22 protein-coding genes are annotated in these 26,033 nt (G+C 46.4%); 17 read left to right on the top strand and 5 right to left on the bottom strand.

The features are described from left to right. Positions 1–8: 8 nt before the first annotated feature. The 7 genes from M3636_RS15600 to M3636_RS15630 all read left to right on the top strand — a co-directional run bounded on the left by M3636_RS15600 (position 9) and on the right by M3636_RS15630 (position 8,049). Positions 9–344, top strand: a complete 336-nt coding sequence (locus tag M3636_RS15600; protein WP_251383130.1) for a DUF3221 domain-containing protein — start codon at positions 9–11, stop codon at positions 342–344. Between the two features lie 667 nt (positions 345–1,011). After that, a complete protein-coding gene (gene nikA, locus M3636_RS15605) occupies positions 1,012–2,562 on the top strand; it encodes a nickel ABC transporter substrate-binding protein (RefSeq protein ID WP_251383131.1) in 1,551 nt (516 codons plus the stop codon). Then, positions 2,562–3,509, top strand: a complete 948-nt coding sequence (gene nikB, locus M3636_RS15610) for a nickel ABC transporter permease (protein WP_251383132.1) — start codon at positions 2,562–2,564, stop codon at positions 3,507–3,509. Before nikA ends, nikB begins: the two co-directional genes overlap by 1 nt. Next, positions 3,506–4,360 carry a nickel transporter permease gene (nikC, locus tag M3636_RS15615; RefSeq protein WP_251383133.1) on the top strand — a complete coding sequence of 285 codons (855 nt, stop codon included), beginning with the start codon at positions 3,506–3,508 and terminating at the stop codon, positions 4,358–4,360. The genes nikB and nikC overlap by 4 nt, the downstream gene beginning before the upstream one ends. After that, positions 4,357–5,157, top strand: a complete 801-nt coding sequence (locus M3636_RS15620; RefSeq protein WP_251383134.1) for an ABC transporter ATP-binding protein — start codon at positions 4,357–4,359, stop codon at positions 5,155–5,157. Before nikC ends, M3636_RS15620 begins: the two co-directional genes overlap by 4 nt. After that, positions 5,154–5,945 (top strand): ABC transporter ATP-binding protein, encoded by a 792-nt coding sequence (locus tag M3636_RS15625; RefSeq protein WP_251383135.1) that lies wholly within the window; start codon positions 5,154–5,156, stop codon positions 5,943–5,945. The genes M3636_RS15620 and M3636_RS15625 overlap by 4 nt, the downstream gene beginning before the upstream one ends. 598 nt (positions 5,946–6,543) lie before the next feature. Beyond that, positions 6,544–8,049, top strand: a complete 1,506-nt coding sequence (locus M3636_RS15630; RefSeq protein WP_251383136.1) for a malate:quinone oxidoreductase — start codon at positions 6,544–6,546, stop codon at positions 8,047–8,049. A gap of 196 nt (positions 8,050–8,245) precedes the next feature. On the opposite strand, the gene M3636_RS15635 is transcribed toward M3636_RS15630, so the two are convergent. From M3636_RS15635 to M3636_RS15645, 3 genes are all read right to left on the bottom strand, one after another. Beyond that, complete coding sequence (locus tag M3636_RS15635; protein ID WP_251383137.1) at positions 8,246–11,320, bottom strand: ATP-binding protein; 3,075 nt, start codon at positions 11,318–11,320, stop codon at positions 8,246–8,248. A 157-nt stretch (positions 11,321–11,477) separates the two neighbouring features. Next, positions 11,478–12,554: a hypothetical protein gene (locus tag M3636_RS15640; protein ID WP_251383138.1), complete on the bottom strand. Its 1,077-nt coding sequence runs from the start codon at positions 12,552–12,554 to the stop codon at positions 11,478–11,480. An 81-nt stretch (positions 12,555–12,635) separates the two neighbouring features. Continuing rightward, positions 12,636–13,244: a TetR/AcrR family transcriptional regulator gene (locus M3636_RS15645; RefSeq protein WP_251383139.1), complete on the bottom strand. Its 609-nt coding sequence runs from the start codon at positions 13,242–13,244 to the stop codon at positions 12,636–12,638. A 153-nt stretch (positions 13,245–13,397) separates the two neighbouring features. Here M3636_RS15645 and M3636_RS15650 point away from each other — a divergent pair, with 153 nt between their 5' ends. From M3636_RS15650 to M3636_RS15660, 3 genes are all read left to right on the top strand, one after another. Further along, positions 13,398–13,979 carry a cysteine hydrolase family protein gene (locus M3636_RS15650; RefSeq protein ID WP_251383140.1) on the top strand — a complete coding sequence of 194 codons (582 nt, stop codon included), beginning with the start codon at positions 13,398–13,400 and terminating at the stop codon, positions 13,977–13,979. 275 nt (positions 13,980–14,254) lie between these two features. Continuing rightward, on the top strand, positions 14,255–16,363 hold the full coding sequence (locus M3636_RS15655; protein ID WP_251383141.1) for a TerD family protein: 2,109 nt from the start codon (positions 14,255–14,257) through the stop codon (positions 16,361–16,363). 632 nt (positions 16,364–16,995) lie between these two features. After that, on the top strand, positions 16,996–18,621 hold the full coding sequence (locus tag M3636_RS15660; RefSeq protein WP_251383142.1) for a rhamnogalacturonan lyase B N-terminal domain-containing protein: 1,626 nt from the start codon (positions 16,996–16,998) through the stop codon (positions 18,619–18,621). A 163-nt stretch (positions 18,622–18,784) separates the two neighbouring features. Here the strand turns inward: M3636_RS15660 and M3636_RS15665 are convergent, their stop codons facing one another. Beyond that, entirely contained in the window at positions 18,785–19,402 is a 618-nt protein-coding gene (locus M3636_RS15665; protein WP_251383143.1) for a hypothetical protein, read from the bottom strand. 199 nt (positions 19,403–19,601) lie between these two features. Between M3636_RS15665 and M3636_RS15670 the strand changes: the two genes are divergently transcribed. The 5 genes from M3636_RS15670 (at position 19,602) to M3636_RS15690 (ending at position 23,283) form a co-directional block, all read left to right on the top strand. Then, on the top strand, positions 19,602–20,474 hold the full coding sequence (locus M3636_RS15670; protein ID WP_251383144.1) for an AraC family transcriptional regulator: 873 nt from the start codon (positions 19,602–19,604) through the stop codon (positions 20,472–20,474). Positions 20,475–20,656: 182 nt separating this feature from the next. Beyond that, positions 20,657–21,271, top strand: coding sequence for a hypothetical protein (locus tag M3636_RS15675; protein ID WP_251383145.1), 615 nt, complete (start codon positions 20,657–20,659; stop codon positions 21,269–21,271). 312 nt (positions 21,272–21,583) lie between these two features. Further along, positions 21,584–21,844, top strand: coding sequence for a hypothetical protein (locus tag M3636_RS15680; RefSeq protein WP_128104153.1), 261 nt, complete (start codon positions 21,584–21,586; stop codon positions 21,842–21,844). 226 nt (positions 21,845–22,070) lie between these two features. Next, positions 22,071–22,217, top strand: coding sequence for an SUKH-4 family immunity protein (locus M3636_RS15685; protein ID WP_251383146.1), 147 nt, complete (start codon positions 22,071–22,073; stop codon positions 22,215–22,217). 85 nt (positions 22,218–22,302) lie between these two features. After that, positions 22,303–23,283 carry an SMI1/KNR4 family protein gene (locus M3636_RS15690; RefSeq protein WP_251383147.1) on the top strand — a complete coding sequence of 327 codons (981 nt, stop codon included), beginning with the start codon at positions 22,303–22,305 and terminating at the stop codon, positions 23,281–23,283. A 231-nt stretch (positions 23,284–23,514) separates the two neighbouring features. Here M3636_RS15690 and M3636_RS15695 read toward each other — a convergent pair whose 3' ends face one another. Then, positions 23,515–24,012, bottom strand: a complete 498-nt coding sequence (locus M3636_RS15695) for a DinB family protein (RefSeq protein ID WP_251383148.1) — start codon at positions 24,010–24,012, stop codon at positions 23,515–23,517. 325 nt (positions 24,013–24,337) lie between these two features. Here M3636_RS15695 and M3636_RS15700 point away from each other — a divergent pair, with 325 nt between their 5' ends. Together M3636_RS15700 and M3636_RS15705 are read left to right on the top strand one after the other, a co-directional pair. Beyond that, positions 24,338–25,039 carry a dihydroorotate dehydrogenase electron transfer subunit gene (locus M3636_RS15700; protein ID WP_251383149.1) on the top strand — a complete coding sequence of 234 codons (702 nt, stop codon included), beginning with the start codon at positions 24,338–24,340 and terminating at the stop codon, positions 25,037–25,039. Continuing rightward, the gene (locus M3636_RS15705) at positions 25,020–25,952 is read left to right on the top strand and encodes a dihydroorotate dehydrogenase (protein WP_251383150.1); all 933 of its coding nucleotides are present in this window, start codon (positions 25,020–25,022) and stop codon (positions 25,950–25,952) included. The genes M3636_RS15700 and M3636_RS15705 overlap by 20 nt, the downstream gene beginning before the upstream one ends. The last annotated feature ends 81 nt before the right edge of the window (positions 25,953–26,033 follow it).

Here is a 26,033-nt window from a genome sequence, read left to right on the forward strand (position 1 = left end):
GGATAACCATGGGCAAAGTATATAAGATTTTGTTGATATTCATGTCCTTGTTATTATTGAGCGCGTGCGGTATTCCAAGTTCAGAGGATAGGTCAGTTCAGGGAACGGTAAAAGATATTGACCAAGTAAACAATAGGATTCTTGTCATTAGTGATCTAGCAACAGACGATCTTGAGGAAGATACTAATAAATTAATACAATCCAACAAATATAGCGAAGTATATTGGGTTAGTGGTGTAAATCTGTCTGTATTTAATGTCGGTGATGAGATAGATATAACCTTTAAAACTCTAGAGACATCGTATCCAGGGCTTCTTACTGCTAAGAAATATACTAAGTTGTAAATGAGTGAAACCAAGAATTGTATTAATTATAATTAGTTCTTCTGGAGGGAATAGTATCGACTTATCCTTGTACCTATTTTATAAAGATGACACTGAACAATTAGCAGAATTATTGTTGAGTTCTCTGAAAGATTTTTCTCAGGAGACTCATATGAAATGCAAAGAGGCTTAATACTCAATTACGAACCCTAATTTCTCGACGAGTGTACAAGACGATGATGAATTAGTGAGTTTTACGAGAGAAGAGCTTAATTTAAATATTAACTACTGTATCACTATTTCTGTTTTTTCACGTTCACCTGATGAGGGATTACAAGGCCTTTTTCAAGCGATTAATACTCTAAAAGAGAGTTTAAACGGGGATATGGCAGGGTTGATTTGAGAATTTACAAAAGGTTTTGCCCTATGCCTTCATTACTGAAGATATGGCACTTCATATATTCTAAATTCGTATCAAGTTTTGGTTGAGCGTTAATAGGCTTCTTTTAACCCTCCCACAACCCCTCATATGTAACAAAAAACATGAAGAATCCGCTCTCATTCGAGAGACGGATTTTTTGGCATTTCACCGCCAAACTATCGCTTGTCAAAACGTAATCATTACGATATGATAATACTCATTGTTTGCAAATCATAATGATTACGATTAAGAGAGAGGGGCATTACCTTGAATATAAAGTCACCCTTGCTGGTGCTAGTCTCCCTGGCCTTGGGCGCTGGATTGTTGAGCGCTTGTGGAGCATCTGAGTCCAGCCCTGCTGCACAGTCATCATCCACTGACAAAAACGTACACTTCCTATATAACTTCTCTACCCGTTCACTGGATCCTCATGTGGATTCAAGCTATGTACCGCTTCGTGCGGGTATTACGGAGACGCTGGTGCGTCTGGATGAAGAGAATCTGACAGTTGCACCTTGGCTCGCGGAGAGCTGGGAGAGTGAAGATGGTCAGCACTGGACGATCGACCTGCGAGATGATGTAACGTTCCAGAATGGTAAGCCAATGACCGGGGAAGCAGTGAAAGCCTCGCTTGAACGTGCGCTAGAAGAAAATGTAGCCATCCAGAATGCGCTCAAGATCGATACGATTGAAGCTGAAGGCGACAAACTGGAGATCACGACAACACAGCCATTCCCGGAGTTTGCTTCCGAGCTAGTGAATCCGAATACGGCCATTATTGACGTGAGTGAGCCAGATATTGTGAACAAGCCGATGGGTACAGGCCCGTTTAAACTTACTTCCTTTATACCAGGCAGTAAGCTGGAGCTAGATCGTTACGATGCATATTGGGATGGTGCTTCACCGCTCGACTCCGTGACATTTTCGTTTAATGAAGATGCGAATGCTCGCTCTCTTGCCCTGAAATCCGGACAGGTTGATATCGTATATCGCCCAGAGGTGGAGAGTCTTGATTCACTGCAAACGTTAGACGGCATGAAGGTAGAATCTACATCGACGTTCCGCGTGCATCAGATGACGATGAACATGCAGCGGGAGAGCATCAAGGATCTGAATGTACGCCGTGCGCTAGATGCACTTATTGACCGTCAGGGTATCGTGGACACAATCCTGCTTGGTTACGGTGAGTCAGCGATTGGCCCGTTCCTGCCATCCCTACCGTTTGCACCAACCTACACGGATGCTACAACAGAGTCTGGAGCGGATGTTGCAGTTAAATATCTGGGCGAAGCGGGATACACATTACAGAATGGTGTGATGACCAAAGACGGCAAACCGTTGCAGCTTACACTTTTAACGTATTCTTCTCGTGCAGATCTACCCCTGATTGCTCAAGTGTTCCAGTCCGATGCGAAGAAGATCGGCATCGACGTTCAGATTCGCCAGATCGACACACCTGAGGATTATATGGCGTCTAACCGTGATTGGGATATCGCTACGTACAGTAATCTAACGGCTCCGCGTGGAGACGCTGGTTATTATCTGAATGCTACATACCATCCGAAGGGTGCACTTAACTTCAGTGGATCGGAAGAGCCGGAACTGACGAAGATCATTGATGAGCTGAATCTCACAGTTGCACCGGAGAAGCGTGCCGAGCTTGCCGAGCAAGCGGCCAATTATGTGCATGATCATGTGCTGAACTCATTTGTACTGCATCCGGGAACGATTGTGGCATATAACGGGAAGAAGATTAAGAACTGGGTCACAACACGCAGTGAGTATTACATGATTACCAACAAGCTGGATGTGATGTAATGTTTCGCATTGTTCTGCGAAAGTTTCTAGAGGTATTCATCTTTCTATTATTCATCATGTTTGTGAGCTTTCTCTTCATCCGTCTTGCTCCCGGTGACCCGGTACTGACGATCCTGAATGTGGATGAATTATCCGTCAGTCAGGAGCAAGTCGAAGCGATGCGAGAGGAAATGGGGTTTAATGACTCACTTCCGGTGCAGTTTGGTAACTGGCTGCTTGATTTCGTAAGGCTCGATTTTGGTGTATCCTATTCCACAGGTCAACCAGTGATGCAGACGTTAATGCGGGCACTCCCGGCGACAGCGGAGCTGACCATTGGTGCACTGCTGGTAATGCTGCTGATCGCCGTGCCGCTCGGCTCTCTATCAGCACTGCATCGAGGTCGCTGGATTGATCAGATCAGCCGTATACTGTCCATCGTTGGGGCAGCGGTACCTAGCTTCTGGCTCGGCTTGATCCTGATTGACATGTTCGGCGTACGCTTTGGCAGTCTGCCAACGATGGGCCGGGATGGATTCGCCTCACTGATTCTGCCCTCTCTGACGCTGGGACTTGCAATCTCCAGCGTCTATGTGCGTCTTTTGCGCTCCAGTCTGCTGGACTCGCTTAGCCAAGAATTTGTGCGTTCTGCCCGGGCAAGAGGGTTATCCGAAGCCCGAATTTTCCTGCTTCATGCGTTCAGGCACAGCTTACCGCCGGTCATTACGGTATTTGGTGTCAGCCTAGGCAGCCTGATTGGCGGGGTTGTAGTTATTGAAGTGTTATTCGCTTATCCAGGCATCGGCAAGCTGGTGGTGGACGCGATTCGTCAGCGGGACTATCCGCTGATCCAAGGTTATATTTTGATCATGGCGATTGTGGTATTCGTTGTGAATACATTAGTTGACTTATCTTACCGTTATTTGAACCCTGAAATGAAACTTAAGGAAAAGGAGGCCCTTCGATGAAAACCATAACCCTGCGCAATCCAGTCACAAAATCCAAAAAGCACAGCTGGCAGGCAGTTATCGGCTTGTTATTTGTGCTGATGGTCATCGCGGCCTCCTTGTATGCCTTTTTAGTTCTTAAATATGACCACACCCTCACCGATTTACGAGGACGATTGCAAGGTGCTAGCGTGCTTCATCCGCTCGGCACCGATCACCTTGGGCGCGATGTGCTGACCCGCCTGCTGCTTGGCGGGAGCCAGACACTCGGGTATAGCCTGCTTGCTCTTGGCGCAGCGTTGCTAATTGGTATTCCCGTTGGTCTAATCGCTGGCTACAAACGCGGCTGGATCGACAAGCTGTTCATGCGAATTGCGGATGCTTTCCTCGCCTTTCCGGACACCATCGTTGCGATTGTACTGAGCGGACTGCTGGGTGCGGGCATCGGTAATCTGGTACTGGCGATTGTTATCGTAAAATGGGTTAGCTACTCACGCCTTGTTCGAAGTACCGTTCTGTCAGAATCGCAGAAGGATTACATTCGTGTAGCACGAACCAATGGTCTATCGGACGGACGCATCATGAGGAAGCATCTGCTTCCGCATATTGCAGGTCATGTACTTGTGTTGGCAAGCCTGGATCTGGGCAAAATTATTCTGCTCATCTCTTCGCTGTCCTATATCGGACTCGGTGCACAGCCCCCAACACCTGAATGGGGTGCCATGCTGAACGACTCCCGTCCATACTTCCAATCCCGACCTGAGTTGATGGTGTATCCGGGACTTGCGATAGTATCGGTTGTATTACTTGCGAACATGCTGGGTGACTATCTGAGAGACCGGTTTGACGTGAAAAAGGAGGTGCAGTCATGATTCTCTCCATTGAGGATTTGAGCATCTCCAGTCGAGATCGTACGATCGTGAATCAAGTCTCCCTCGCTGTTCGCGAAGGGGAGTTCATGGCTCTGGTTGGACAGAGTGGTAGTGGCAAAAGCCTGCTCTCGCAGGCCATTGGTCAGCTCCTGCCGCCCAACCTTCAAGCATCAGGGCGTGTTCTGTTCGAAGGCAGCAATCTGCTTGAACAGAAGCCGAAGCAGATGCGCGCCCTGCGGGGAAGTCGCATCTCTTACATTTTTCAGGATTATCAGGGAGCATTTACGCCCTTTCGCAGTATTGGTGGGCACTTCGATGAATACCAGAAGGTACATGGGGAGAAGTCTTCTGCTGTTCGCAAGAAGCGTGCAGAAGAGGCGCTGCAATCGGTGGGTCTGGATGCGAAGCTGCTTCGCCGCTACCCATTCCAACTGAGCGGTGGTCAGCTACAGCGAGCATCCATAGCGGCATCGCTGATGTTATCCCCTCGGCTGCTGATCGCAGACGAAGCAACAACAGCGCTGGACAGCGTGTCTGGACATCGCGTGTTGGAACTGCTTGCCCGCAAGCAGGCAGAGACAGGCTGCGCCATTCTGTTTATCACGCATGATTGGCGTCACGTTCGCCGTTATGCGAATCGCTTGGCGGTAATGAAGGAAGGGCAGATCGTTGAATCAGGCGGTAAACATCGTATCCTTGATCATCCCCAGCATGAGTATACACGCAAGCTGATTGAGGCGGCTCCCGTCCTGAGCCGCTCGTTGAAGTCTGGCTTGAAGGAGGCTGAAGTGGAATGAAGATCATGCCTAACAACTCAAGTGATCCCGTACTTCGTGTGGAAGACCTGAGCCGCACATATGCTGGCGCAGAACGTCCAGCAATCCAGAACGTTTCTTTTTCAATACAAGCCGGTGAATGTCTGGGTCTTGTTGGTGAGAGTGGATGTGGCAAAAGCACACTTGCCCGCTGTCTGCTCCGGATAGAAGATGCAGATCATGGCAAGATTCTGCTTGGTGGGCAGGACATTGCACGGCTAGCTGGACGCCGCCTGCGCCCCTATCGCCGCAATATTCAGATCGTATTCCAGAATCCATCTGCGGCTCTGAATCCGAAGCTCAAAATTGCAGATTCATTAATAGATCCTTATGAGCAGCTCGGTCATAATACCAGGCTATCTCATTTCACTTATACATCCAAAGAGGCCTATATCCGCCGCTTGCTTGAGGCTGTCGAGCTTCCGGGAGAGCTGGCAGAACGCTACCCACATGAACTGAGTGGGGGTCAGCGTCAGCGTGTAACGATTGCACGATCCATCAGCATTGAGCCTGACGTGGTTGTGCTGGATGAGCCAACCGCGAGTCTAGATGTCATCTCGCAAGGTGCCATTCTCCAGTTGCTGACCGATCTGCGCACCTCACTGGGGTTATCTTATCTGTTCATCTCACATGATCTGGCTGCTGTGCACCGGATGAGTCAGCAGGTGATGGTTATGCAGGATGGTCAGATCGTAGATCGGTTCGATGCCGATGCGTTGTTCGCCGAAGAACGCCACCCGTATACGAAAGAACTAATTTCGATCTTCTGAATAGAATAGATAGTCTAATGGGAATAAGCTGTATGGTTGGGTGAGCCGCTTTGTGAAGTTTAGAAAGCGGCTCTTTACGCACTCTTTTTCAATCAACGGGTCTGCGAACATCCCTGTTCTATATAAATTGAACTAAACATTTACACGGAAACGGAGAGGGCAGAAATAACCTGAAGAAGTGGAGCGGTCGCCTGAAAGCTTTCTGCAAGAAAGCTACATCGGAAGCATAAGCTATCCCCGGATTTCCCCTTTAGGAAAAAAGAATCAAAAAATCTGGGGATAACAGCGATTGTAAGGTTGTTCTGTCATTGGAGTGTCAAGTGTAAATATTCTTTAGTTCAAGTTATATAGCCGATGAACAAATAAATCTTTCAGCCCTATAACCGGGCTAACCATTGTATGCAAACTAGCGTATACTGAGGGAATAGCAAATATCTTCAAATTGCATATTTAAATTGCTCTATATTATTGATACACTAGATCAAGGTTATATTCATACAACAGAAGGTGCGATCCCGTTCAAAAATGGGTTTGCTGCAATGCCAAATCGATAACGCTTACATCCTTTTGGCAAATATAGGATATAAGGACGGTAGACATGAGCCAGGGACAAACGAGTACAGATGTTATCTTGATTGGTGCCGGAATTATGAGTGCAACTTTGGGAACTTTGCTTAAAGAATTGGCACCAGACTGGAATATTAAAGTTTTTGAGAAGCTTGCCAGTGCAGGGGAAGAGAGCTCCAACGAATGGAATAATGCCGGAACTGGGCATTCTGCGCTCTGCGAACTTAACTATACCGTAGAACGACCAGACAAATCCGTGGACATAAGCAAAGCCATCAAGGTGAATGAACAATTTCAAATCTCAAGGCAATTTTGGTCCTATCTCGTCAATAGCAATCTGATTCGTAATCCGCGGGACTTCATCATGCCGCTGCCTCATCTCAGTTATGTACATGGGGAGAACAATGTCCAATTTTTGAAACGACGCTTTGATGCGTTATCGAATCACCCTTTATTTGAAGGCATGGAGTTCTCGGATAATAAGGAAACATTGGCGGAATGGATTCCACTGATGATGAAAAACCGAACCAGCAATGAACCGATTGCAGCTACGAAGATTGACTCAGGCACGGATGTTAACTTTGGTGCTTTAACGCGTATGCTGATCAATCATTTGAAAAATCAAAATGTAGATGTTCGCTATCAACATAGCGTGAAAAATATGAAACGAACAAGTAATGGAGCATGGGAAGTCACTGTGAAAAATGTAAGCAGTGGTGCAACCGAGCGCCATACAGCCAAATTCGTATTTATTGGTGCCGGCGGAGGCAGCTTGCATTTGTTACAAAAAACCGGTATTCCAGAAGGCAAACACATCGGTGGATTCCCGGTGAGTGGTCTCTTCATGGTCTGCAAAAATCCGGAGATCGTGAAGCAGCATCATGCCAAAGTGTATGGCAAGGCTTCGGTCGGAGCTCCACCTATGTCGGTTCCGCATCTGGATACTCGATATATCGATAACGAGAAGTCTCTGTTATTTGGGCCATTTGCGGGGTTCTCACCGAAGTTCCTGAAGACCGGTTCGAATGCTGACCTGATCACATCCGTGAAGACGCATAACCTCTTAACGATGCTCGCAGCAGGTGTCAAAGAAATCTCATTAACCAAGTACTTAATCCAACAGCTCATGTTATCCAAGGAGCAACGTATGGAGGAATTACGAGATTTTGTCCCAGGAGCCAAAAGCGAGGATTGGGATATGGTCTGGGCTGGACAGCGTGTGCAAGTTATTAAAGACACCGTTCAAGGTGGCAAAGGAACACTTCAATTCGGTACAGAAGTGGTTACGGCTGCGGATGGCTCGATTGCGGCATTGCTTGGTGCTTCGCCAGGTGCTTCTACTGCTGTTCATGTCATGCTCGAAATTCTGGAGAAATGCTTCCCACAACATATAACGGATTGGGAGCCGAAGATCAAAGAGATGATTCCTTCTTATGGTGTGTCGCTTGTGGAGAACATTGATCTGCTACAAGAGATCCATTCAGCCACTTCAAAGGCACTGGGTCTATCGGATGAGAAATTGGCTCTTCTCGTATAGAAATAAAGCACGAACGGGTTATGTAGGCTAACGGACATCCATAGAACGTAATACAGTGTTCTATTGCCCAAGCCAAATAGCTAAGCCGGTATATAAACCGTGCTTAGCTATTTGGCGTTAAATTCGTTATTTTAAAAGGTCGTTATCAGCACTTTGTAAGCCCACCTGTACGATCAGTGGTGCCTGCCATCTAATTCTAATGATCATGATGACGCTTAGGAATGGAGAAGGACACGGTAGTCCCCTGCCCAGGTGAGCTAACGATACTTAAACCTTGTCCATACATCTGAGTTAACCGACGATGTGTATTGGTTAAGCCAATACCTCCGGTTCCTCCTGCGCTTTGCTTAGGCCAAGCCAATGCTCGCTCAATCTGCTCAGGCTGCATTCCCACGCCATCATCCATAATCTCAATGAGTGTAGTATTAGCTTCGTGACTGATCCGGATGTGAACCGTTCCACCAATGACTTTACTTAACACACCATGACGAACTGCATTCTCAATAAGCGGCTGAATGGTTAGTGGTGGCAGGAACAGGTTCAATTCATCAGGAATATCCCAGATGACGTTCAGCCGTTCTGCGAAGCGCTCCTTCTCAATATAGAGATAGGCACGGGAGAGCTCTAACTCGTGTGTGATCTCAACCATTTTCTCCGAATTCACGAAATGAAAGCTTGTCTGCAAATATTCAATAAAGGCGTCACCCAACTTCTGCATCCGCTCTGTATCAATGTCACTCAGAACCATAATGGAATTCAGCGTATTGAATAGAAAATGAGGCTGAATCTGCGCTTGTAAGTAAGCAGCCTCCATACGAAGCCTTTCATCAATTGATTGCTTGAGCACAATTAAGGATCTAATCCGGTGCTTCATCTCCACCGCATCTACCGGTTTGGCAATATAGTCGGTAGCCCCTGCCAGAAATCCAGTGTAGATATCCGCAGGCTCGTTACGTGCGGTAAGAAGTAGTATAGGTAACTCCGACACGGATAGACGCTCTCGCACCTTCTGTGTCAGTTCATATCCAGACATCTGAGGCATCATCACATCCGTAATGAGAAGATCCCATGTTTTCGTATCCAGTAGTTGCAGCGCTTCATTCGCTGAGGCTACTAATTGGATGTGGTAAGGTTCATCAGCAAGCATCGCGCGGAGAACACGCAGATTGACGGGATCGTCATCAACCGCAAGTATGCTAGCCATAGGTTGGTCAGAATCCGGTGAACTTCGATATGTGCTATCTGGTGCAAGTGGAGCTACCAGCATCGGCTCGACCATCAATGCGTTTTCGCCCATGACCGGTTCCTCGGTATAGTCCGGCTGAGCGGGTTGTGAGGAAAGATCCTCTGGCGGGAACAAAATAAAAAATGTGGTTCCTTGACCCAGAATGGATTGCACACTTAACTCTCCACCATGCAGCTCAACGAGCTGTTTGCATATGCTCAGACCTAGACCGATTCCACCACTTACCCGGGCTTCGGGTGTGCCTTGCTCATAGGCATCGAATATTCGCTTTTGCGTATCTGTACTCATGCCAATCCCCGAATCGGTAACCTGGATAAGTACTTGTCCTCTAACATCACTAGCTGAGACGGTTATTGTGCCTTTTTCCGTAAATTTCAGGGCATTGTGAATGAGATTATATAGAATCTGGATCAGTCTTCGTTCATCTGCCATCAACCGAGGCAAGGTATCTGGCACGTCCATAACCAATTGAATGGGCCTGCCCTCAGCCATAAATTTGAACATATCGAGGACACCCGTCACGACAGATGCAAGCCCAAGGGGCTTTTTATACAGCGTAATCCGATTTTCCTTCAGTCGAATGACATCCAGCAGATCATCTACCAGCTGTGACATCCGGCGGCCAATCGTAATGACCAGATTTAGATTCTCGACATGGTCACTAGCCGATGAACGTTGATCGGTAACAGCGATGCTCTCTGCAATATTAATAATCCCGTGCAGTGGTGTACGCAGCTCATGTGCAGTATTCGCGAGAAATTGATCCTTCTGCCGATCTTCTTCTTTCAATTGTTCATAGAGACTTTCGATCTCGGAAGAGTTGCGGAAGTATTTCTTGAACCAATACCCAGAGAACCCAAAGATCGCTGCTAGCACATCGATCGGATAATATACATTGGTAACCTCACTGATCGAGTTCACGAGCCCCCACAGCACACTAGATAGGCTACAGGTTGCTGCGAAGAGCAGGAAGGTCGCATCACTGCGTTTTTGAGCGGCCATTATGACAAATAGGTATGCAGACCAAGCGATTGGAAAGAGATATAGCGCATTGGAGAAGCCCAGCTCAACCGGATAATAGATGAGGTGGACCGGAGCGACGAGTAGGAATGCGCAATAGCCTCCAAGCAAGCCAGCATATATACGAAACATCTTCTCAGCGCGAGAGCTGTTCGAGAAGCTACGAGCCATCATCAACAAGAAAAATGAAAATAACGGATACGAAAGAGCCTTCGCTTTGACCATCCAGGTGAAGTTGAGTGGTAGCCAGCTTAACAATAATCCATCATGATCAGAGACCACGGTCATTGCTGCGGATAGAGTCAGCAGGGAGAAGGTAAGTAGCCCGCGCTGTCTACGATTGAAGAAAAACATTAAACCTGCATACAGGCTATGCAATAGTAAAGCGGCAAAGGTGATTTTTTGCAAATCGATCGAGAGCCCATGTTCACTTGTTATAGCTTCCTCTGTACCAAAATAGACTGAGCGTATAATGCCCCCGTTAAACGGATCATCATAGTTGGCTGTGCGCACAATAATCTCAAGCTCCTCAGCGCCATTGAGATTATAAGCAACAGTGAAGGTTGTCCTTTCTGGTTGATAGTCTTGGGCATGGGCAGCAGGATGTCCATATTCAGCGACCACCGTGCCGTTAAACTCGACGATGGAGGAGGCCTGAATTTTCTGCGCCCAGAGAGCGACTTCCTCGATTGAAGGATCAAGAAGAACACGTAGCCGGTAGGTTCCATACCCGTAGGATTCTGAATGAGGCATCGCACTACGCCAATCACTCGGAACATTAATCGTTGGGGCGGATTGGTCTACTGGTGGTAACGTATGCTGTCCAAAGAATGCACTCGGGTGAAACTCCCACTCCCCGTCCAGCGACAGAATGGGAGCTTCGGCAAAATTCCAACCGCGAAGATCCAGCACACCACGCTCAGGATGTGGTTGTTCTGGCATGGCGAAGGACTCGACCCATAACCAGCGGAATCCGAGTAGAACGGATAAGAATAGAATCGACATGACGACATATCGAGGGATGAGTTTATGAATAAACGTTTTCATAGCTGAGATAAGTTCGACATGATCCTGCAAAATCCTGCATGAGATACATAGACCGCCTTAGTTTGAGACAGATATTGCAGAGACACAGATTGTGAAGATATAGCTGCTAAGCAAGCTATGATAAATAGATGCTTCTCGCTTCCTCGCCAAAGAATGCAATAACATCCGGGTAGGCGTTAATGTCGATCTGCTTCAATCGCAGGATTCTCTGAATGAAGATCGTATCCGTAAACATTTTATTAATGATGACCCCGCACCAAGTCGGTGTGCTGCCGAAGTAATCTACCAAGGTGTGAATCTCATCAAACTTGAAGTGCAGAATGTAACATACATAGTTCTGAAGGAGGGTGGTGAAGCAATGATCGCGGTACAGCGTGGAACGATTTTCAGCTAGGAAATCTCTCATGATCTCGAATAGCGCCGAGGTGTTATCCTCGTATAGCTGAAGCATCAGATCCACGTTGTTGATCATCTGCACCACCGCTTCCAGTCCTTCCTCTGAAGGCATGTGTAGTGGGGATGACTTGCCCTCAATTATGCGTAACAGCTCCAGTGTGAGGTGTTTGCTCGCTTGGATGTCGTCAGGATTGATGATGAGGTCATCTCTATATTGATCGCAATGTTCACTGTAGTGGTCATGAAATGCTGCGAAATAATGCTCTAATGAGATATTCGTTGTGGTATGGACTAAGCGCTGCTCATGGAATGAACAGGCATAGAGTGTGTCTTCATTCACGGGATGGGCGTAGAGATAGAAAAAGAAGAAAAAGTCGCGTAACTGGTGTTTCTGTTCTTCACTCATTCGAGACGCCGCACTACAGTGTGACATTTGAAAGAAGCTATGACTTTTCATCCTATCATTCATGGCGTTGTAGGCATTCGTCGGGCGGATCGTCAGCGTGCTGTTGATCGTGAATAGTAAATAATACAGAATTAGTTCATCATAGACATCGACTTGATGGAACCTCCCGGCGAGTACCGGCTGCCAGTCTGGACTTGCAACATAGTGGGCGTCTCGCGGCTGTAGATCGTACATCCAACTCGTAAACGATTCCTCCGGTTCACCGACAAACGATAATTCTGCACAATCATCCTCATCCCAACTGTATTGGAAGACTCCCCACGGAGCAGGCTGTACTCCCCGTTTGAATTTAATATTAAGATACGTCTCAACTAATTGTTGAATTTTCATTGATCATATCCTCGGTTCCTGTATGGATTTTGCTTAAGCTGTTGCCACAGCCTAAGTAGCTCGCCTGAAATGAACGTTCAATTATCTACGTAGACCGTCACATAGAATTGAAACAACACGATCTGGAAAAACTCCACGAGCTCCGGTCGCCTGAAGTACTCCGATCAGCATGATTTTAATATCCTCAATACTGACATCAGCTCTCACAGAGCCATGTTGCTGGGCTTGTTCAAGCAATCGGGTAATGCCTTGCCAGAACTCATTTGCCAACTCTGAACTTCCCGCTTCGATCGTCAGCGTGCTAACAAGAGCATCAGTAATGGCTTTGTTGGCAATCCCTTCGTCTATAATTTTTGTGAAATATTGAAAAAATGCATCGCCTGGATTGTCGTGGTGTAACAATCGATCAGCTTCTTCCATTAGACGCATCTTGTGTCTGTAGATCACAGCGCCGAATAAATCTTCTTTGGTTGGGAAATGGCGATAGACTGTGCCTACACCGACACCAGCACGCCTTGCAATCTCATCCATCGAGACAGCGATGCCCTCTGTGGCAAAGATGGTATGGGCAACATGTAACAGCTTATCCCGATTCTTCTGGGCATCTGCGCGCAGAGCCTTTTCTGGAGCTGGAGTGGCGATGTAAGCTGTAACATCACCGTCAGGAATTGAACGTTTCTTATTAGACATTTTGGAATCACACCTCTTCCATAAATATAACGTACTGTCGGTTTGTTGACAAACGGAGGAGTTCCTCCGTATAATTTTAAACGGAGGTTATTCTCCGTTTATTACAGTGAATATTATTGTTTAATGAAGCCAATCAAAAAGGAGAATGATACTGTGCCAAATGAAAGGAATAAATGTGCACTATTGATCATGGATATGCAAAGGAGTGTTGTGTCACAATTCGTTAAAAATGCAGAGTCTCTGCTTCCTTTTCAAAAAGCGATTAATACCGCACGGAGTCACGCTATTCCCGTGATCTATGTACGTGTAGCATTTCGGTCAGGCTATCCAGAGATTAGTTCCCGAAACAAAATGTTCGGAGGAATCCCTGCTCGAGCCGGAGCAGCAGCAGTCATGGAAGCGGCGATGCAAATCGATGAATCGGTGCAGCCTCTGCCGGACGAGCCTATTGTGACCAAGCTTCGAGTTAGTGCTTTTGCCGGAAGTGATTTGGAGATAATTCTTCGTTCCTGGCAGATTGATACGCTTATTCTTAGTGGGATCGCTACAAGCGGAGTTGTTCTATCGACGTTACGGGAGGCGGCAGACAAAGACTACGCGCTTACCGTGCTATCCGACGCCTGTATTGATGCCGATGCCGAGGTGCATCGTGTGCTAACTGAGAAAGTGTTCCCGCTTCAGGCTGAGGTTAGGTCGGTGGATGAGTGGGCTAATTCGTTATTTGTTACCCAGTAAGGGTCGCCAAATTTCATGTCGTAATACTTTTGCCCTGTTGGGAGTTCATGGAATCTGAGATGATGGGTTCACCAAAGGTTCGGGTTACGAGCTTCCGACCTTCGGCCTTCAGGCTATTGCGATCCTTCCTTCTGCCATCATATTGAGATAATAGGGTCGCTGCTCTCCTGAAGGATTTTATGTCAGAGAGGAGGCGTCCAGGCTATCACATTCCTTCCTTCTACCCCTAACCTTTCACGTTATATAGGGATGTGGCTCTCCTGGACTCTTTAATCATGAACAATACAATCTATTTGCGCAGAGCAAACAAACTTATCATTGAACCCAACGAGGGGCAGAAGCAGCTATCGATAACGGTGCTGGCAACAGCTCTCAAAAATATGGAAGCTCTTGGGTACACTTTCTCGAATGAGTTGATCCAAGCAGTCAAGCAATTATCCAAGGCACAATTTGAAGCAGTATATACACAGCTTATCTGTGATCTTAAAGTCATGCTAGGTGCTCATGTGGCGTACACACCGATGTATCCAGGTTTCCCCCTGCAAGTGATGGAGCAGAATGAGGCGGATTTATATCTGAACGCCGTCATCCACTATCTGACTCATGTAACGGCAGAGCATCTGGATCAACCATCGGTGGAGAGATCACCCTTAATGGAGAAGACGAAGCTGAAAGTGATTGGTCTTGGTAGCAAGCAAGCGTTCCAGACACTAATCCGCCAGATGATCGAAGCCAAAGGTTCCATTTCACAGACAGACAAGGAAGATATTGATGCTGTATTGGAACAGGCAGATGCTTGTGAAGTGGATGCCATTCTACCTGCCGAGATTCCCTTCAAGGAAAATGTAGGCTTCGTGGTCGCTTCATTACTGAAGCACGAACAGGCAAGTATGGAGCGAATCGGTCTATACTTCAAAACAGCAAGTGATGTCCTCCGCCTGGCGGTTGCCTGGTCGGATGGGGATGTCAGCCTGGCGCTGGCTTCGCCGTTCCGTAAATTCAAGCGGCGTGAGAGACGCCTATTGCTGGGGCTGTTAGAGCAATGTGGCTCAATAACAGAGGATATGCTGCGGTATAAGGATCGCTGGATTCGCCTTGGCGAAATTCTGCATCCTTCGGAATATAAGCATCGGTATCCACGATGCCAAGAGGCTTTTGATATTTTGCGTAACAATAAACCGTATTCAACCTTTAACGGCAGTGTAGAGCTTGCTTTTCAATACCGGAATGTGTGGAGTCTCATCGACCTGTTATCACAGCGTCCGGGTGAATTCGCGAGAAGATTGGATCACTTGCTACGGATCACCGAAGATGATGTGTATGTACTGCTGGCATTCAGCGAGGTTGTATCGCAAGTATCCACGCCGGTGCTGTTGCAGGTGAAGCAACACTTCGCTCAGCGTAATGAACTGAAGGATCTGCGTGTCTTTTTCCCTAAAGGCAATGTGGCGAAAGCAGTCGCTATCCCGGATGAACTGCCTTATATCGATGAGGCGATATGCCGTGATGTTGTGCAATTATGCGAACAGGAACTGGTAACACGGTTTGCTGCCCTTCCTCCACTGGGGAAGACGTATGTCGATCCAAGACTGCACAATTATCTGGTGCCCTTCTCCCAGAGGTCGGCGAGCAAGGCATTGCATACGATTGTGCGCGGAAGTCGTGTGCCAATGGCAGAGGGAGATACGATTCGTTTCTTCAACTGGTGGAGAGAAGGGAACGTGAATGGTCAACCGACAGGGCGTGTGGATATTGATTTGTCTGCCGTCATGTATGATAAGAACTGGAACTATGTGGAGCACATTTCCTACACTAACCTTCGGTCTTCCAAGTATAAGGCCGTCCATAGCGGGGATATTGTGGCAGCACCACAAGGTGCATGTGAGTTTATTGATCTGCACATCCCGTCGATTGTGAACTATGGTGGACGATATGTGGTCGCTACGATGCTATCCTTTACCAGTCATCCCTACTGCGATCTGCCGGAATGTTTTGTAGGTTCGATGATGCGGAAGAAGCCTGGTTCAGGTGAAGTCTTTGAACCGTCCACCGTATCTAACAAAATTGATGTCACTGCAGATACGCAAATTGCGATTCCTGTCATTATGGATCTGGTAGAGCGTACCGTGATCTGGACAGATCTGGCCCTGACCCGACATCCAGAGCTATATAACAATGTGGAAGGTAACCAGAGAGGCATGGTATTGATGGGCAAAGCCATGACAATGCTGCGCAAACCAGCTCTGCATGACCTGTTCCTACTCCATGCGAAAGCCCGCGGTGAGCTGGTGGATACGATGGATCAGGCAGATACGATCTATTCGGTAGAGCAGGGGGTTACTCCTTATGATATCGAGCAGATTATGGCGGAGTATCTGACTTAATTTATGAAATATCTTCAGGGCTGTCCTTATAAGTCATACATATGACGGGGACAGCTTCTTTAGCCATATTTTGATGTAACGAAACTGACACACGTTATTCGCTAGTATTATCCCGGATCTGAGATTTAACGAATCACAGCGGCGTTATTACGTCGATTTCGTTGATTTTCGAGGTTTTGACAACGTTGAATGATGAGATAGCTTTACTGAGGTTCGTTAGATCTTGCATATGTCGATAATCCGCCTATTAAGACGCCATAGATTCGTTAGCGCTTGGAGCAAAGAGGCAAACTTTTTAAGATAGCTCTTTTTTTATGGGGGTTTTTAAGAGGAATAGATGCAGCATTTTCATTGCATTTTTATGTAATATAATGGTATTATTTTGTTGTAATTGTAAAATTACTGAATGCAAATGAGTGGTATAAGGAGGAGGTGGAAGATCAAGCGTTACATGAATTGGCGGATCTACTCAGTATACAAACACATACTCACACACAAACACATACAAACATCACATGCCAGTCATTATGGACATGCTCACACATAAGCTATTTCAATATGAGATGGGAGAGCAAGTTTCAATACAATATAATGTAAGCGCTTTATAATTAGGCTCAAGGAGGGATTTACTCATGGCAAAACGCTTCGTGAGAAAGTCGCTTGGCTTGTTTTTAATTCTCGCTTTAATCGTTACAGCTAGTATCTATCCAGCATCTACCGGACAGGCGGCTACGATATATGTGAATGATACTGGCTCCAGAATTGAAGTGAATACGGGTTCCGGATTAGTCTACGTGGTGAACAAAACCAATGGCGACATCATATCAGCCAAAATGAACGGTACGGAGCTCAACAGCAACAGAGGATCGCATATCGGTTCAGGTCTAGGCTCCTCCGCCAATGTCACTTGGAATACCTCTCCTTCAGGATCAACGGTGTTAATCACAGTTTCCACGAGCACCCTAACCCACTATTATGCTTCACGTGGTGGAGAGAACATTATTTACATGGCAACGCATACCACGGCTCAACCTTCCATTGGGGAATTACGTTACATTTTTCGCGGTAATGGCAGTGTCTTGACAGGAGTTCCTGAGCATTCAAATAATCGAGGCAACACAGGAGCTATTGAGAGTCAGGATGTATTTGGTTTCGCGAATGGTCGAAGTGCCTCTAAATATTATGGTAATGATCAGGCCAAGGATTTATCTGTGCGCGGGGTTACAGGCAATGGTGTTGGTGTATTTATGGCCTACGGCAACCGGGAAAAGAGCTCGGGTGGACCATTCTTCCGTGATATCCAGTTCCAAAGTGGGACAGAGACAGAAGTGTATAACTATATGAATTCCGGACATGCACAGACGGAAGGCTGGCGAGTTGGTCTGCATGGACCATACGCTTTGATTTTCACAACAGGTGGTACGCCAAGTGTTCCTGATTTCAACTGGATGTCTGGCCTGAATCTGCAGGGCTGGGTATCGAGTCGAGGAAATGTGGTGTTGAATGGTCTGTCGGGAATGGATACGGGTTATGCATACACCATCGGGTTCGCCAACAGCAATGCCCAGTATTGGGTGGGGACGTCTGCAAGTGGGGCAGCTGCCAAATATGGCATGATTCCAGGAACATACACCATGACAGCCTACAAGGGAGAACTGGTTGTATATGAGGAAACGGTTACGATTACAGCAGGCCAAACGACGACTCTGAATACACGTACCATTAACAATGATCCGAGTAAAGCCTCCAGCATCTGGCGGATTGGTAACTGGGATGGTACACCACGGGAGTTCCTTAATGGGCAGACAATTCCGATCCGTCACCCTTCCGATAGTCGCAATCCTAGCTGGGGACCGGTTACCTACGCTACGGGGAGTGCAACCAATCGATTCCCGGCAATTCAGTTCCGTGGCGAAAACTCCCCGACTGCAATTACGTTTAACTTGAATGCATCTCAAGCCGCCACTTCTCATATGCTGAACATTGGTATTACCGCGGCATACAATAATGGCCGACCAAGCATCACGGTTAACGGGCACACGTTATCCAACCCTGCCGCATCCTCACAGCCTAACTCTCGCAGTTTCACCATTGGTACCTACCGTGGAAACAACACAACGTTCAGCTGGAATGTTCCAGCATCTTACTTCGTGAATGGTTCCAATACGATCACGATTACACCGATTAGTGGTTCCAGTGACTTGGGTAACTGGTTAAGTGCGGGTTGGGTCTATGACTGTGTTGAGTTGCTGAATTAAGTCAAAAGCTCAATGTACTGGAAGGTATAAAGGGGTAGCCTACGGTGGTTTTCATAACCGGATGTAGGTTACCCTATTTATCCTTGTTTTCCTATTGGAGCAACAGACTCAGGTGTGGAAGCGCAAAGTACATTGCACTGAACCAGAACCACGTGAAATATAATCAGCGAATTAGTTCGATGACTTTAGCTATATTTTCGTTTAAGGATGACATGGTCGTCTCATAGTCTGTTTTAATAATGAAATTCTCGGGATAACTCGTAATATTGTATAAGGTTGTACTTTCGGAAGAGCCAGAAGCGATCTGATTGGTGATCTCCTCTAATAATGCATGAACCTCGTTCCAATGGTCAGGGAAGTCTGCACCGTCCTGCTCAGCATCGAAATAGTCCCTTAACTCGTAGACCATCAAGTACAGATGTTGATTCGTTTCGATCATGCGCTGGACTTCGTCCGTATACTCACCATGGTCCATTTTCTGTATGATCGACTCTAGATACGTATAATGATCTGCGCTCATGCCAGATATAAAGCCATTGGAGAAGAATTGGGCTTCATTTCGTGTATGTGCATTGTTCAGGTTCACCAAAAACTGGTATATAACTTGAACACGACTGGAATAATCCGAGTATATGTTCATTTTAGTTTCGTAGATCGGTGGAAGGGTGTCATCCTTTGGCTCCGTGCTGTTTTGATTAAATACATAGAATTGTATTACGTTAGAAATAAGTACTGCAGCAACAATGATGAAGATGTACTTTAGTGCATTCTTTTTTCTCAATGGTCGTTCTCCTTACATAAATATTTACATGCTTAAACATACAACGCATCCAAGGATTAAAGGTTATGATATTTCTACAGAATGTATCGCACTCCATTAACTAACCATATCAGATCGAGCCTACAGAATGGTGCAAGTAAAGTCGGATGTGAATAGAGAGGTTTTGTTATGCTTCCAATAACGAGGGAGGGATGATGATATGGATTCGCTAATGCGCTTAAATGAAGCTCTGAATTACGTTGAAGAGAACCTGCTGCACACTGTCGATATGAAAGAGGTTGCCCGGATCGCCTGTTGCTCGGAGTATCATTTTACACGGATGTTCTCTTTTCTTAGCGGTGTCACATTCTCAGAATACATTCGGCGTCGGCGACTGACGTTAGCAGCGATGGAGCTGAGTCGAAACGATAGCAAGATCATTGATATTGCACTAAAATACGGCTACACTTCGCCAGACGCATTCACTCGGGCTTTTCAAAGCATACATGGTGTTACGCCTTCTGAAGTACGAGAGCATAGTCCATCACTCAAAGCCTTCCCGCGGATGACATTTCAGTTAACCATTCAAGGAGGAAGCGAAATGAACTACCGTATTGAGGAAAAAGAAGCGTTTCAAATTGTCGGTATTCGTGAGCGGGTACCGATCATATTCCATGGTGTGAATCCGCACATTGCTGCGATGGTTCAGCGTCTTACGCCGGAGCTAATTGGTACCATTAAAGGCTTATCGAATGTAGAACCCCATGGAATAATCAGTGCTTCGATTCATTTCAGTGAGGATCGGATGCAGGAGCAGGGAGAACTAGATCACTATATCGGTGCAGCCACAACACAAGAGGCACCAGAGGGTTTGGCACAATTGGAGGTACCTGCTTCGACTTGGGCGGTATTTACCGCTGTTGGTCCATTCCCAAGCACACTTCAGGAGATTTGGGGACGGATCTATGCAGAGTGGTTCCCTTCGTCGGATTATGAGCTGAGTGAAGGGCCGGAAATACTTTGGAATGAGCATAAGGATACCACTGATCCGCACTATAGGAGTGAGATTTGGATACCTGTACAGAAGAGATGAGATCGTTAGTTGCCCGATGTGTACATTAGCAGGAGAAGGTGTTCCATGTGTAGAATGGGTGTGAGATTCGTTTATATGTTGGCTGACTGACGTTGATCGCGCAAAACCAATCTAGGGCGTGTCTGAAAACTGCAAAAGACGCAGATGTTGAGGCACGTTCTACACAGGAGGCACCTGAATCGATGAAGAATAGTGGTTTCTATAAACTTAAGTTTCTAGTGACACCAGAAGAAATGAGAAGCACATTGGAACTCTTTCAACAAAAGGAATGTCGGTTTACTCTTTCGAACTATGCTGCAACCACGCATGATCTAGATCAAGTGTGCGAAGCTTATGAAACGTATTATCAGTATTTCACAGCACAAGAGAAGCCTAACTACCACCCTCATTGGGTGTATTCTGTTGCGTGCAATCTGGATCAAAGAACCTCTGGATTTTTTATGAAAAATGAAGGACATAACTTCCCAGTTCAGGAACAATGGGCAGAGGATGAATTCCCGTATATTTTGCTCTCACTGCCAAAGGGTTTCCAAGTTAATCTTCAGGACGAACGGGGAAACTATTATATTTATGAAGATATTCGGGAGCACCTGCCGTTAACATATGCGTTATTTGAAGAGACTTCACAATCAATCAAAAAAATGACCAAGCCACTTCGGTTCAAGGTATACGCAGGGGAATCATCAGAGGCATTACAGGAGCAGAAGCCTCCGGTACGGATTAGCCCAAGTGCAGCCCAAGAGATGAGCACCTCCTGGTTATTTGAGAAATATGGAATATCCATGAGCGTGAAGTGAGCTATAACGCGATGTGGAGCATATTCAAGGAAGGATGAGAGCCTAGTGAAACAGGTAAGGCTTCTTATTTAAAATCAATCAACACTACACGGTTACTTACACGCGGGACAAGGGTTCGACTGAGGGGGATTTATCCACTATTAAGAAGTCGGAATCGGAATAATTCAATGTCACAGGTTCATGTACCACAATTAGAAATGGGGGTATTAAATGGAAGCCCTGAATCTTCAACTAGATGAAGCATACATCTCATCATTACATATATCGCAAGAACAACTAGAAATAGTAATTCAACGATGGGATCTGACCAGAATGAGCATAATGATTGCTCACTACACCAGGTTATACGAATATAATTCATTAGGCAGAGAGATCAATACCGTTAATGTACTTCGTGAATCAGAACTGCTTGAGATTGAAAAAAGAGAATTAAAGGAAATGGATCATGATCCAGAAGAATACATGAATCTAGTCCACCTCCAGTTCATCGGTTTTAGCGATCTTCCTCTATTAGATATTATTGTCGATCCATCAAGAGTGAAGGTAGATCAGATAATGCAGACGAGAATTTAAAATGGGGGTCATGGGATGTTCAATAGTCCATTTTCAGAAATGTACTCTTGGTGGTGAGTCTTTTATCCAAATAGGTCATTATAGTTTTAGTCAGTATGGGCTATACCTTAAAGAAGGTAGTAGTGCACTGTACGCAAGCTCTTCCTTCCACGAGCCTCATGTATATAAGCTGAACCAAGATATGAAGTCATTCTTCTTATTTCATCTCGTGAGGAACGAAGTAGCGATGCAAATGAGGCAGGAAGGCAAATATACTACATATATCTATGCTGATGAGTTACGTAAAATATATGAAGAACTTGATCCAATTGCGATGAACAATGTTGAAGGGTATTGGTCGCATCTAATCGAGGATTACGAAACTGGCTTATGAGTTCTGGCCGAACTGGAGACGAGCATCTGGAAAGTGGTATAATTTTCAACAAGTTGTTTAACGTGAATGAACGGGGAGGATAACCATGAGAGACGATCTGTTGGTTCAGCTAGAAGAGTGGCATGAAGAGGATAAATATCAGAGCATCGTAGATGCAGTTCAAGCAATTCCTGCGGAAGAAAGAAATTACGAGTTGGTTAACCATTTGGGGAGAGCGCTGAATAATCTGGAGCGTTATGAAGAGGCAGTTGAACAATTCCTGACGGTTGCCGAAGAGGGCAAAGACGATGCACTGTGGCATTACCGGATCGGTCTAGCTTACTACTATCTAGAGCAATATGATCGTGCAGAGGAAGCTTTTGAGAGATCGGATGAACTGGAACCTGGGGATGAGGATACTCTAGAATTTCTGGAGTGGATTCGAAACAATGACAGTGATGAATCCGATGAGGAGACAGAAGCTGAAGAAGATTCTGAATCTGATCATGAGTCTGAACTTGAGTCGGAGTCTGTAGAAGAGATTACGACCTCTGCGCCTACAGTTCCAACAGTTCAGCTTAATGAAAACTTCGATCCGACCCACTTCTGGAATGATAGCGAGCAGGCTTTGGAGCAATATGTATCTAATCCGCCAAGTGAAGGGCTCATCGCTTCCGTTGAAGAGGAATTGGTCTTCAGATTACCAGATTCTTATGTTCAGATGATGAAGAACCATAATGGAGGCGTGCCGAACAATCGGTATTTCCCTATTGGTGCAACAGATTCAGGTGTAGAAGAGTACATCGAGTTGAAGGGTATCTTGGGAATTGGCCGGGAGAAACCCAATTCATTATGCGGTTCGGCGGGAAGCTGGGCTTTGATCGAGCAGGGCGGTTATCCGGAATTTGGAGTGGTGCTTAGTGAGTGTGCCTCTCAGTCTGGAGTGGTCATGCTGGATTACCGTTCAGCTGGAAATGATGCAGAACCCGAGGTCGTTCATGTGGACAAGGACAACCAGTATAAGGTGACGACGCTGGCGCCAAACTTCGAGACATTTGTTCAGGGACTTGTGCATCGAGAGGTGTAGAGATAACCTAAGGGAAGATCCGATGGTAGCGTAAGACTACATTTGCGTATTGTTGGGACAAGGTTCGTCTGAAAGAGGAATTAAGTAGCATGGTGTAAAAGAGGATCGGGGCAAGCACTATAGATTCATGGGTACAGTGAAGTATGAATAAAGAGCTTAAACAAGCCGTAGCAGGAGCGAGTGCTCCCTCTACGGCTTATTGTTGTCTTATCTACGCTCGGCTTGGCGGACTTATGCCGGGTAACCGCCTCCAGGTGGCGGCCATGCACCGTAGAAACGACGTAACAGTACAATCTCTCCTAGATGATAGGAGTTGTGAGATGCAATGTTGCGCAGTAGTCCAGCGATAGTTTCACCTGGGAAATACGGCAATGTGTCATCCAGTTGAGCCGTCTTCGCAATCGTTACCGCCTGGTCAATACCAGCTAGAAAAGCCTGAATATCTGATGCCCACATCGCTTCATCCTGCGGGCCGGTCTCTTCAGGCCAGCTCTCCATAACATGGGCAGGAAGCTGTGGCTTCCGACCCTCGATATGTGCCAACATGAATTGTTGCCAGTAGTGCATATGTTTAACGAGCTGATAGATCGTGTACGGCATATGTTCATGGACACGCCCGGCGAGCTCCACGCTGATGTCGGGTAGAGCGCGAGCAATGGGTAGATGCCCACGTTCTCCAACGAGTGATTTTACCAAAGCTTGTCCAAACGATTGATTTGCATCCGACATGCGGATTTCATCTCCTCTAATTCTCTAATTAAGTTTATGGCTTTAACAATAGTATACAATTAAATTTTGCAAAATAAAAATACTGAACAGTAGCCCCTCCATTCCCAGTGATCCAGAGTAATCTGTGGTGCAGGAAATGGATACGATTAGTATGAGTCTAAATTAAACATGTCACGCCACACAAACGATGGGAGGAATAGACGAGTTCATTGTTTAAAATGACCTACTTTAAGCCTAAATCTACAGCTCACAATGTGAAACCTGTCACGTACTTTTTAACCCTTTTGCGATATAGTGAGTGGTTAATGGAGGGGTTATATTGGCTATGGCTACGATCATTTCGAATGAAGCACTTGCTCCACACATCTATGTGATGAAAGTACAGGGGGACTACAACGGGAAGATGGGACAGTTCTACATGCTACGTAGTGGAATGAGCTACCCATTGCTACCTAGACCCATTAGCATTTATGACATTGGGGAACATGACATTTCTTTCTTGTACCGCGTCGTTGGGGAAGGAACACAGCAGTTATCCAAGCTATTGCCTGGTCAGGAGATCCTACTGGAGGGTCCGTTCGGGAATGGTTTCCCACAGGTCGAGGGGAGCTTGGCTCTCATTGGAGGTGGCATGGGCACAGCTCCATTACTGCTGGCTGCCAAGCATTACCCTCATGCTCATGTATATCTGGGATTTGCGGAGCAATCCTTCGGTGTTGAGGCATTTCAGGCTGTGGCTGCTTCTGTGCAAGTGAAGGTAGGCGGTAGTGTTGTGGAGCTGGTTAATCCAGCGCGTTACAAGTATATGTTCTCCTGTGGCCCGACTCCCATGCTTCAGGCTCTTGCACTGCAAACGGTAGGGACGTCTTCTCGTTTATACATTTCTACGGAACGGCATATGGCTTGTGGTATTGGTGCGTGTTTGGGTTGTACGATTCGCACCCGCACAGGTAATCGTAGGGTCTGTAAGGAAGGGCCTGTATTTCCCGTTGAGGAGGTGGAGTTCGATGATCTCCATGGCATGTAATATTGCAGGTGTGTCTATGAAAAATCCGATCATTATGGCTTCGGGCACGTATGGATTTGGACGTGAATATAAGGAATATGTAGCGCCTACCTTATTGGGTGGCATCGTTGGCAAGGGCTTAACCTTACATCCCAAGGATGGTAATCAGGGTGTGAGAATCAATGAAACGGCGTCGGGCTTACTTAATAGTGTAGGGCTGGAGAATCCGGGGGTCGTTGCCTTTCTAAAGGAAGAACTGGATGAGATGACTCGTTTAGATACGGCAGTAATTGCGAATATAGGCGGTGCCAATCTGGAGGAATATGTGCAGGCTGTTGCCCTGATTACGGAGAATGCACAGAAACGGCGTACTATGAATCGCAGGGGAGTCGATATGCTGGAGCTGAACATCTCTTGTCCCAATGTGAAGCAGGGAGGCATGCAATTCGGCGTTCAGACGGAAATGGCGCGGGACGTGGTGCGACAGGTGCGTAACGTAACAACTCTCCCGCTAGTCGTTAAGCTGTCTCCCAATGCAGAGAATATTACAGAGATGGCGGTCATGTGTGAGAAGGAAGGTGCAGATGGCGTATCTCTAATTAACACCTTTTCAGCGATGAAAATTGATATCCGTCGTCGGCGTAGTGTGTTTGAGAATACGTATGCAGGTCTCTCTGGGCCTGCGATCAAGCCGATTGCTTTACGAATGGTACATCAAGTGGCACAGGCGGTATCCATCCCGGTGATTGGCATTGGCGGCATCAGTTCGGTCGAGGATATTATTGAGTTCACGATGGCCGGTGCGGCAGCCATTCAGATTGGAACCTATAATTTCGTTCAGTTGCGAGCAGGAGCGGAATTGGTAGAGGGTCTTGAAGAGTGGATGCAGCGGGAAAAGGTAAATTCGTTGGATGAGATCCGCGGAATCATATAAGGGAGGAAGAGGTGCTACCTTCATTTATATAAAATAAACGTGAAGCTGTTGTTGGTAGGCATACCGAGGACAGCTTGTTTG

This window comes from Paenibacillus sp. MER 99-2 (genome assembly GCF_023714095.1).
Taxonomy (GTDB): domain Bacteria; phylum Bacillota; class Bacilli; order Paenibacillales; family Paenibacillaceae; genus Paenibacillus.

Coding starts and splice junctions, on each gene's coding strand:
- M3636_RS15685 (WP_251383146.1), top strand. CDS start 22,071: ATGCAAATGAGGCAGGAAGGCAAATATACTACATATATCTATGCTGAT.
- M3636_RS15695 (WP_251383148.1), bottom strand. CDS start 24,012: ATGTCGGATGCAAATCAATCGTTTGGACAAGCTTTGGTAAAATCACTC.
- M3636_RS15600 (WP_251383130.1), top strand. CDS start 9: ATGGGCAAAGTATATAAGATTTTGTTGATATTCATGTCCTTGTTATTA.
- M3636_RS15670 (WP_251383144.1), top strand. CDS start 19,602: ATGGATTCGCTAATGCGCTTAAATGAAGCTCTGAATTACGTTGAAGAG.
- M3636_RS15675 (WP_251383145.1), top strand. CDS start 20,657: ATGAAGAATAGTGGTTTCTATAAACTTAAGTTTCTAGTGACACCAGAA.
- M3636_RS15640 (WP_251383138.1), bottom strand. CDS start 12,554: ATGAAAATTCAACAATTAGTTGAGACGTATCTTAATATTAAATTCAAA.
- nikB (WP_251383132.1), top strand. CDS start 2,562: ATGTTTCGCATTGTTCTGCGAAAGTTTCTAGAGGTATTCATCTTTCTA.
- M3636_RS15700 (WP_251383149.1), top strand. CDS start 24,338: ATGGCTACGATCATTTCGAATGAAGCACTTGCTCCACACATCTATGTG.
- M3636_RS15660 (WP_251383142.1), top strand. CDS start 16,996: ATGGCAAAACGCTTCGTGAGAAAGTCGCTTGGCTTGTTTTTAATTCTC.
- M3636_RS15645 (WP_251383139.1), bottom strand. CDS start 13,244: ATGTCTAATAAGAAACGTTCAATTCCTGACGGTGATGTTACAGCTTAC.
- M3636_RS15635 (WP_251383137.1), bottom strand. CDS start 11,320: ATGTCGATTCTATTCTTATCCGTTCTACTCGGATTCCGCTGGTTATGG.
- M3636_RS15690 (WP_251383147.1), top strand. CDS start 22,303: ATGAGAGACGATCTGTTGGTTCAGCTAGAAGAGTGGCATGAAGAGGAT.
- M3636_RS15680 (WP_128104153.1), top strand. CDS start 21,584: ATGAGCATAATGATTGCTCACTACACCAGGTTATACGAATATAATTCA.
- M3636_RS15655 (WP_251383141.1), top strand. CDS start 14,255: ATGAACAATACAATCTATTTGCGCAGAGCAAACAAACTTATCATTGAA.
- M3636_RS15705 (WP_251383150.1), top strand. CDS start 25,020: ATGATCTCCATGGCATGTAATATTGCAGGTGTGTCTATGAAAAATCCG.
- nikC (WP_251383133.1), top strand. CDS start 3,506: ATGAAAACCATAACCCTGCGCAATCCAGTCACAAAATCCAAAAAGCAC.
- M3636_RS15620 (WP_251383134.1), top strand. CDS start 4,357: ATGATTCTCTCCATTGAGGATTTGAGCATCTCCAGTCGAGATCGTACG.
- M3636_RS15625 (WP_251383135.1), top strand. CDS start 5,154: ATGAAGATCATGCCTAACAACTCAAGTGATCCCGTACTTCGTGTGGAA.
- M3636_RS15630 (WP_251383136.1), top strand. CDS start 6,544: ATGAGCCAGGGACAAACGAGTACAGATGTTATCTTGATTGGTGCCGGA.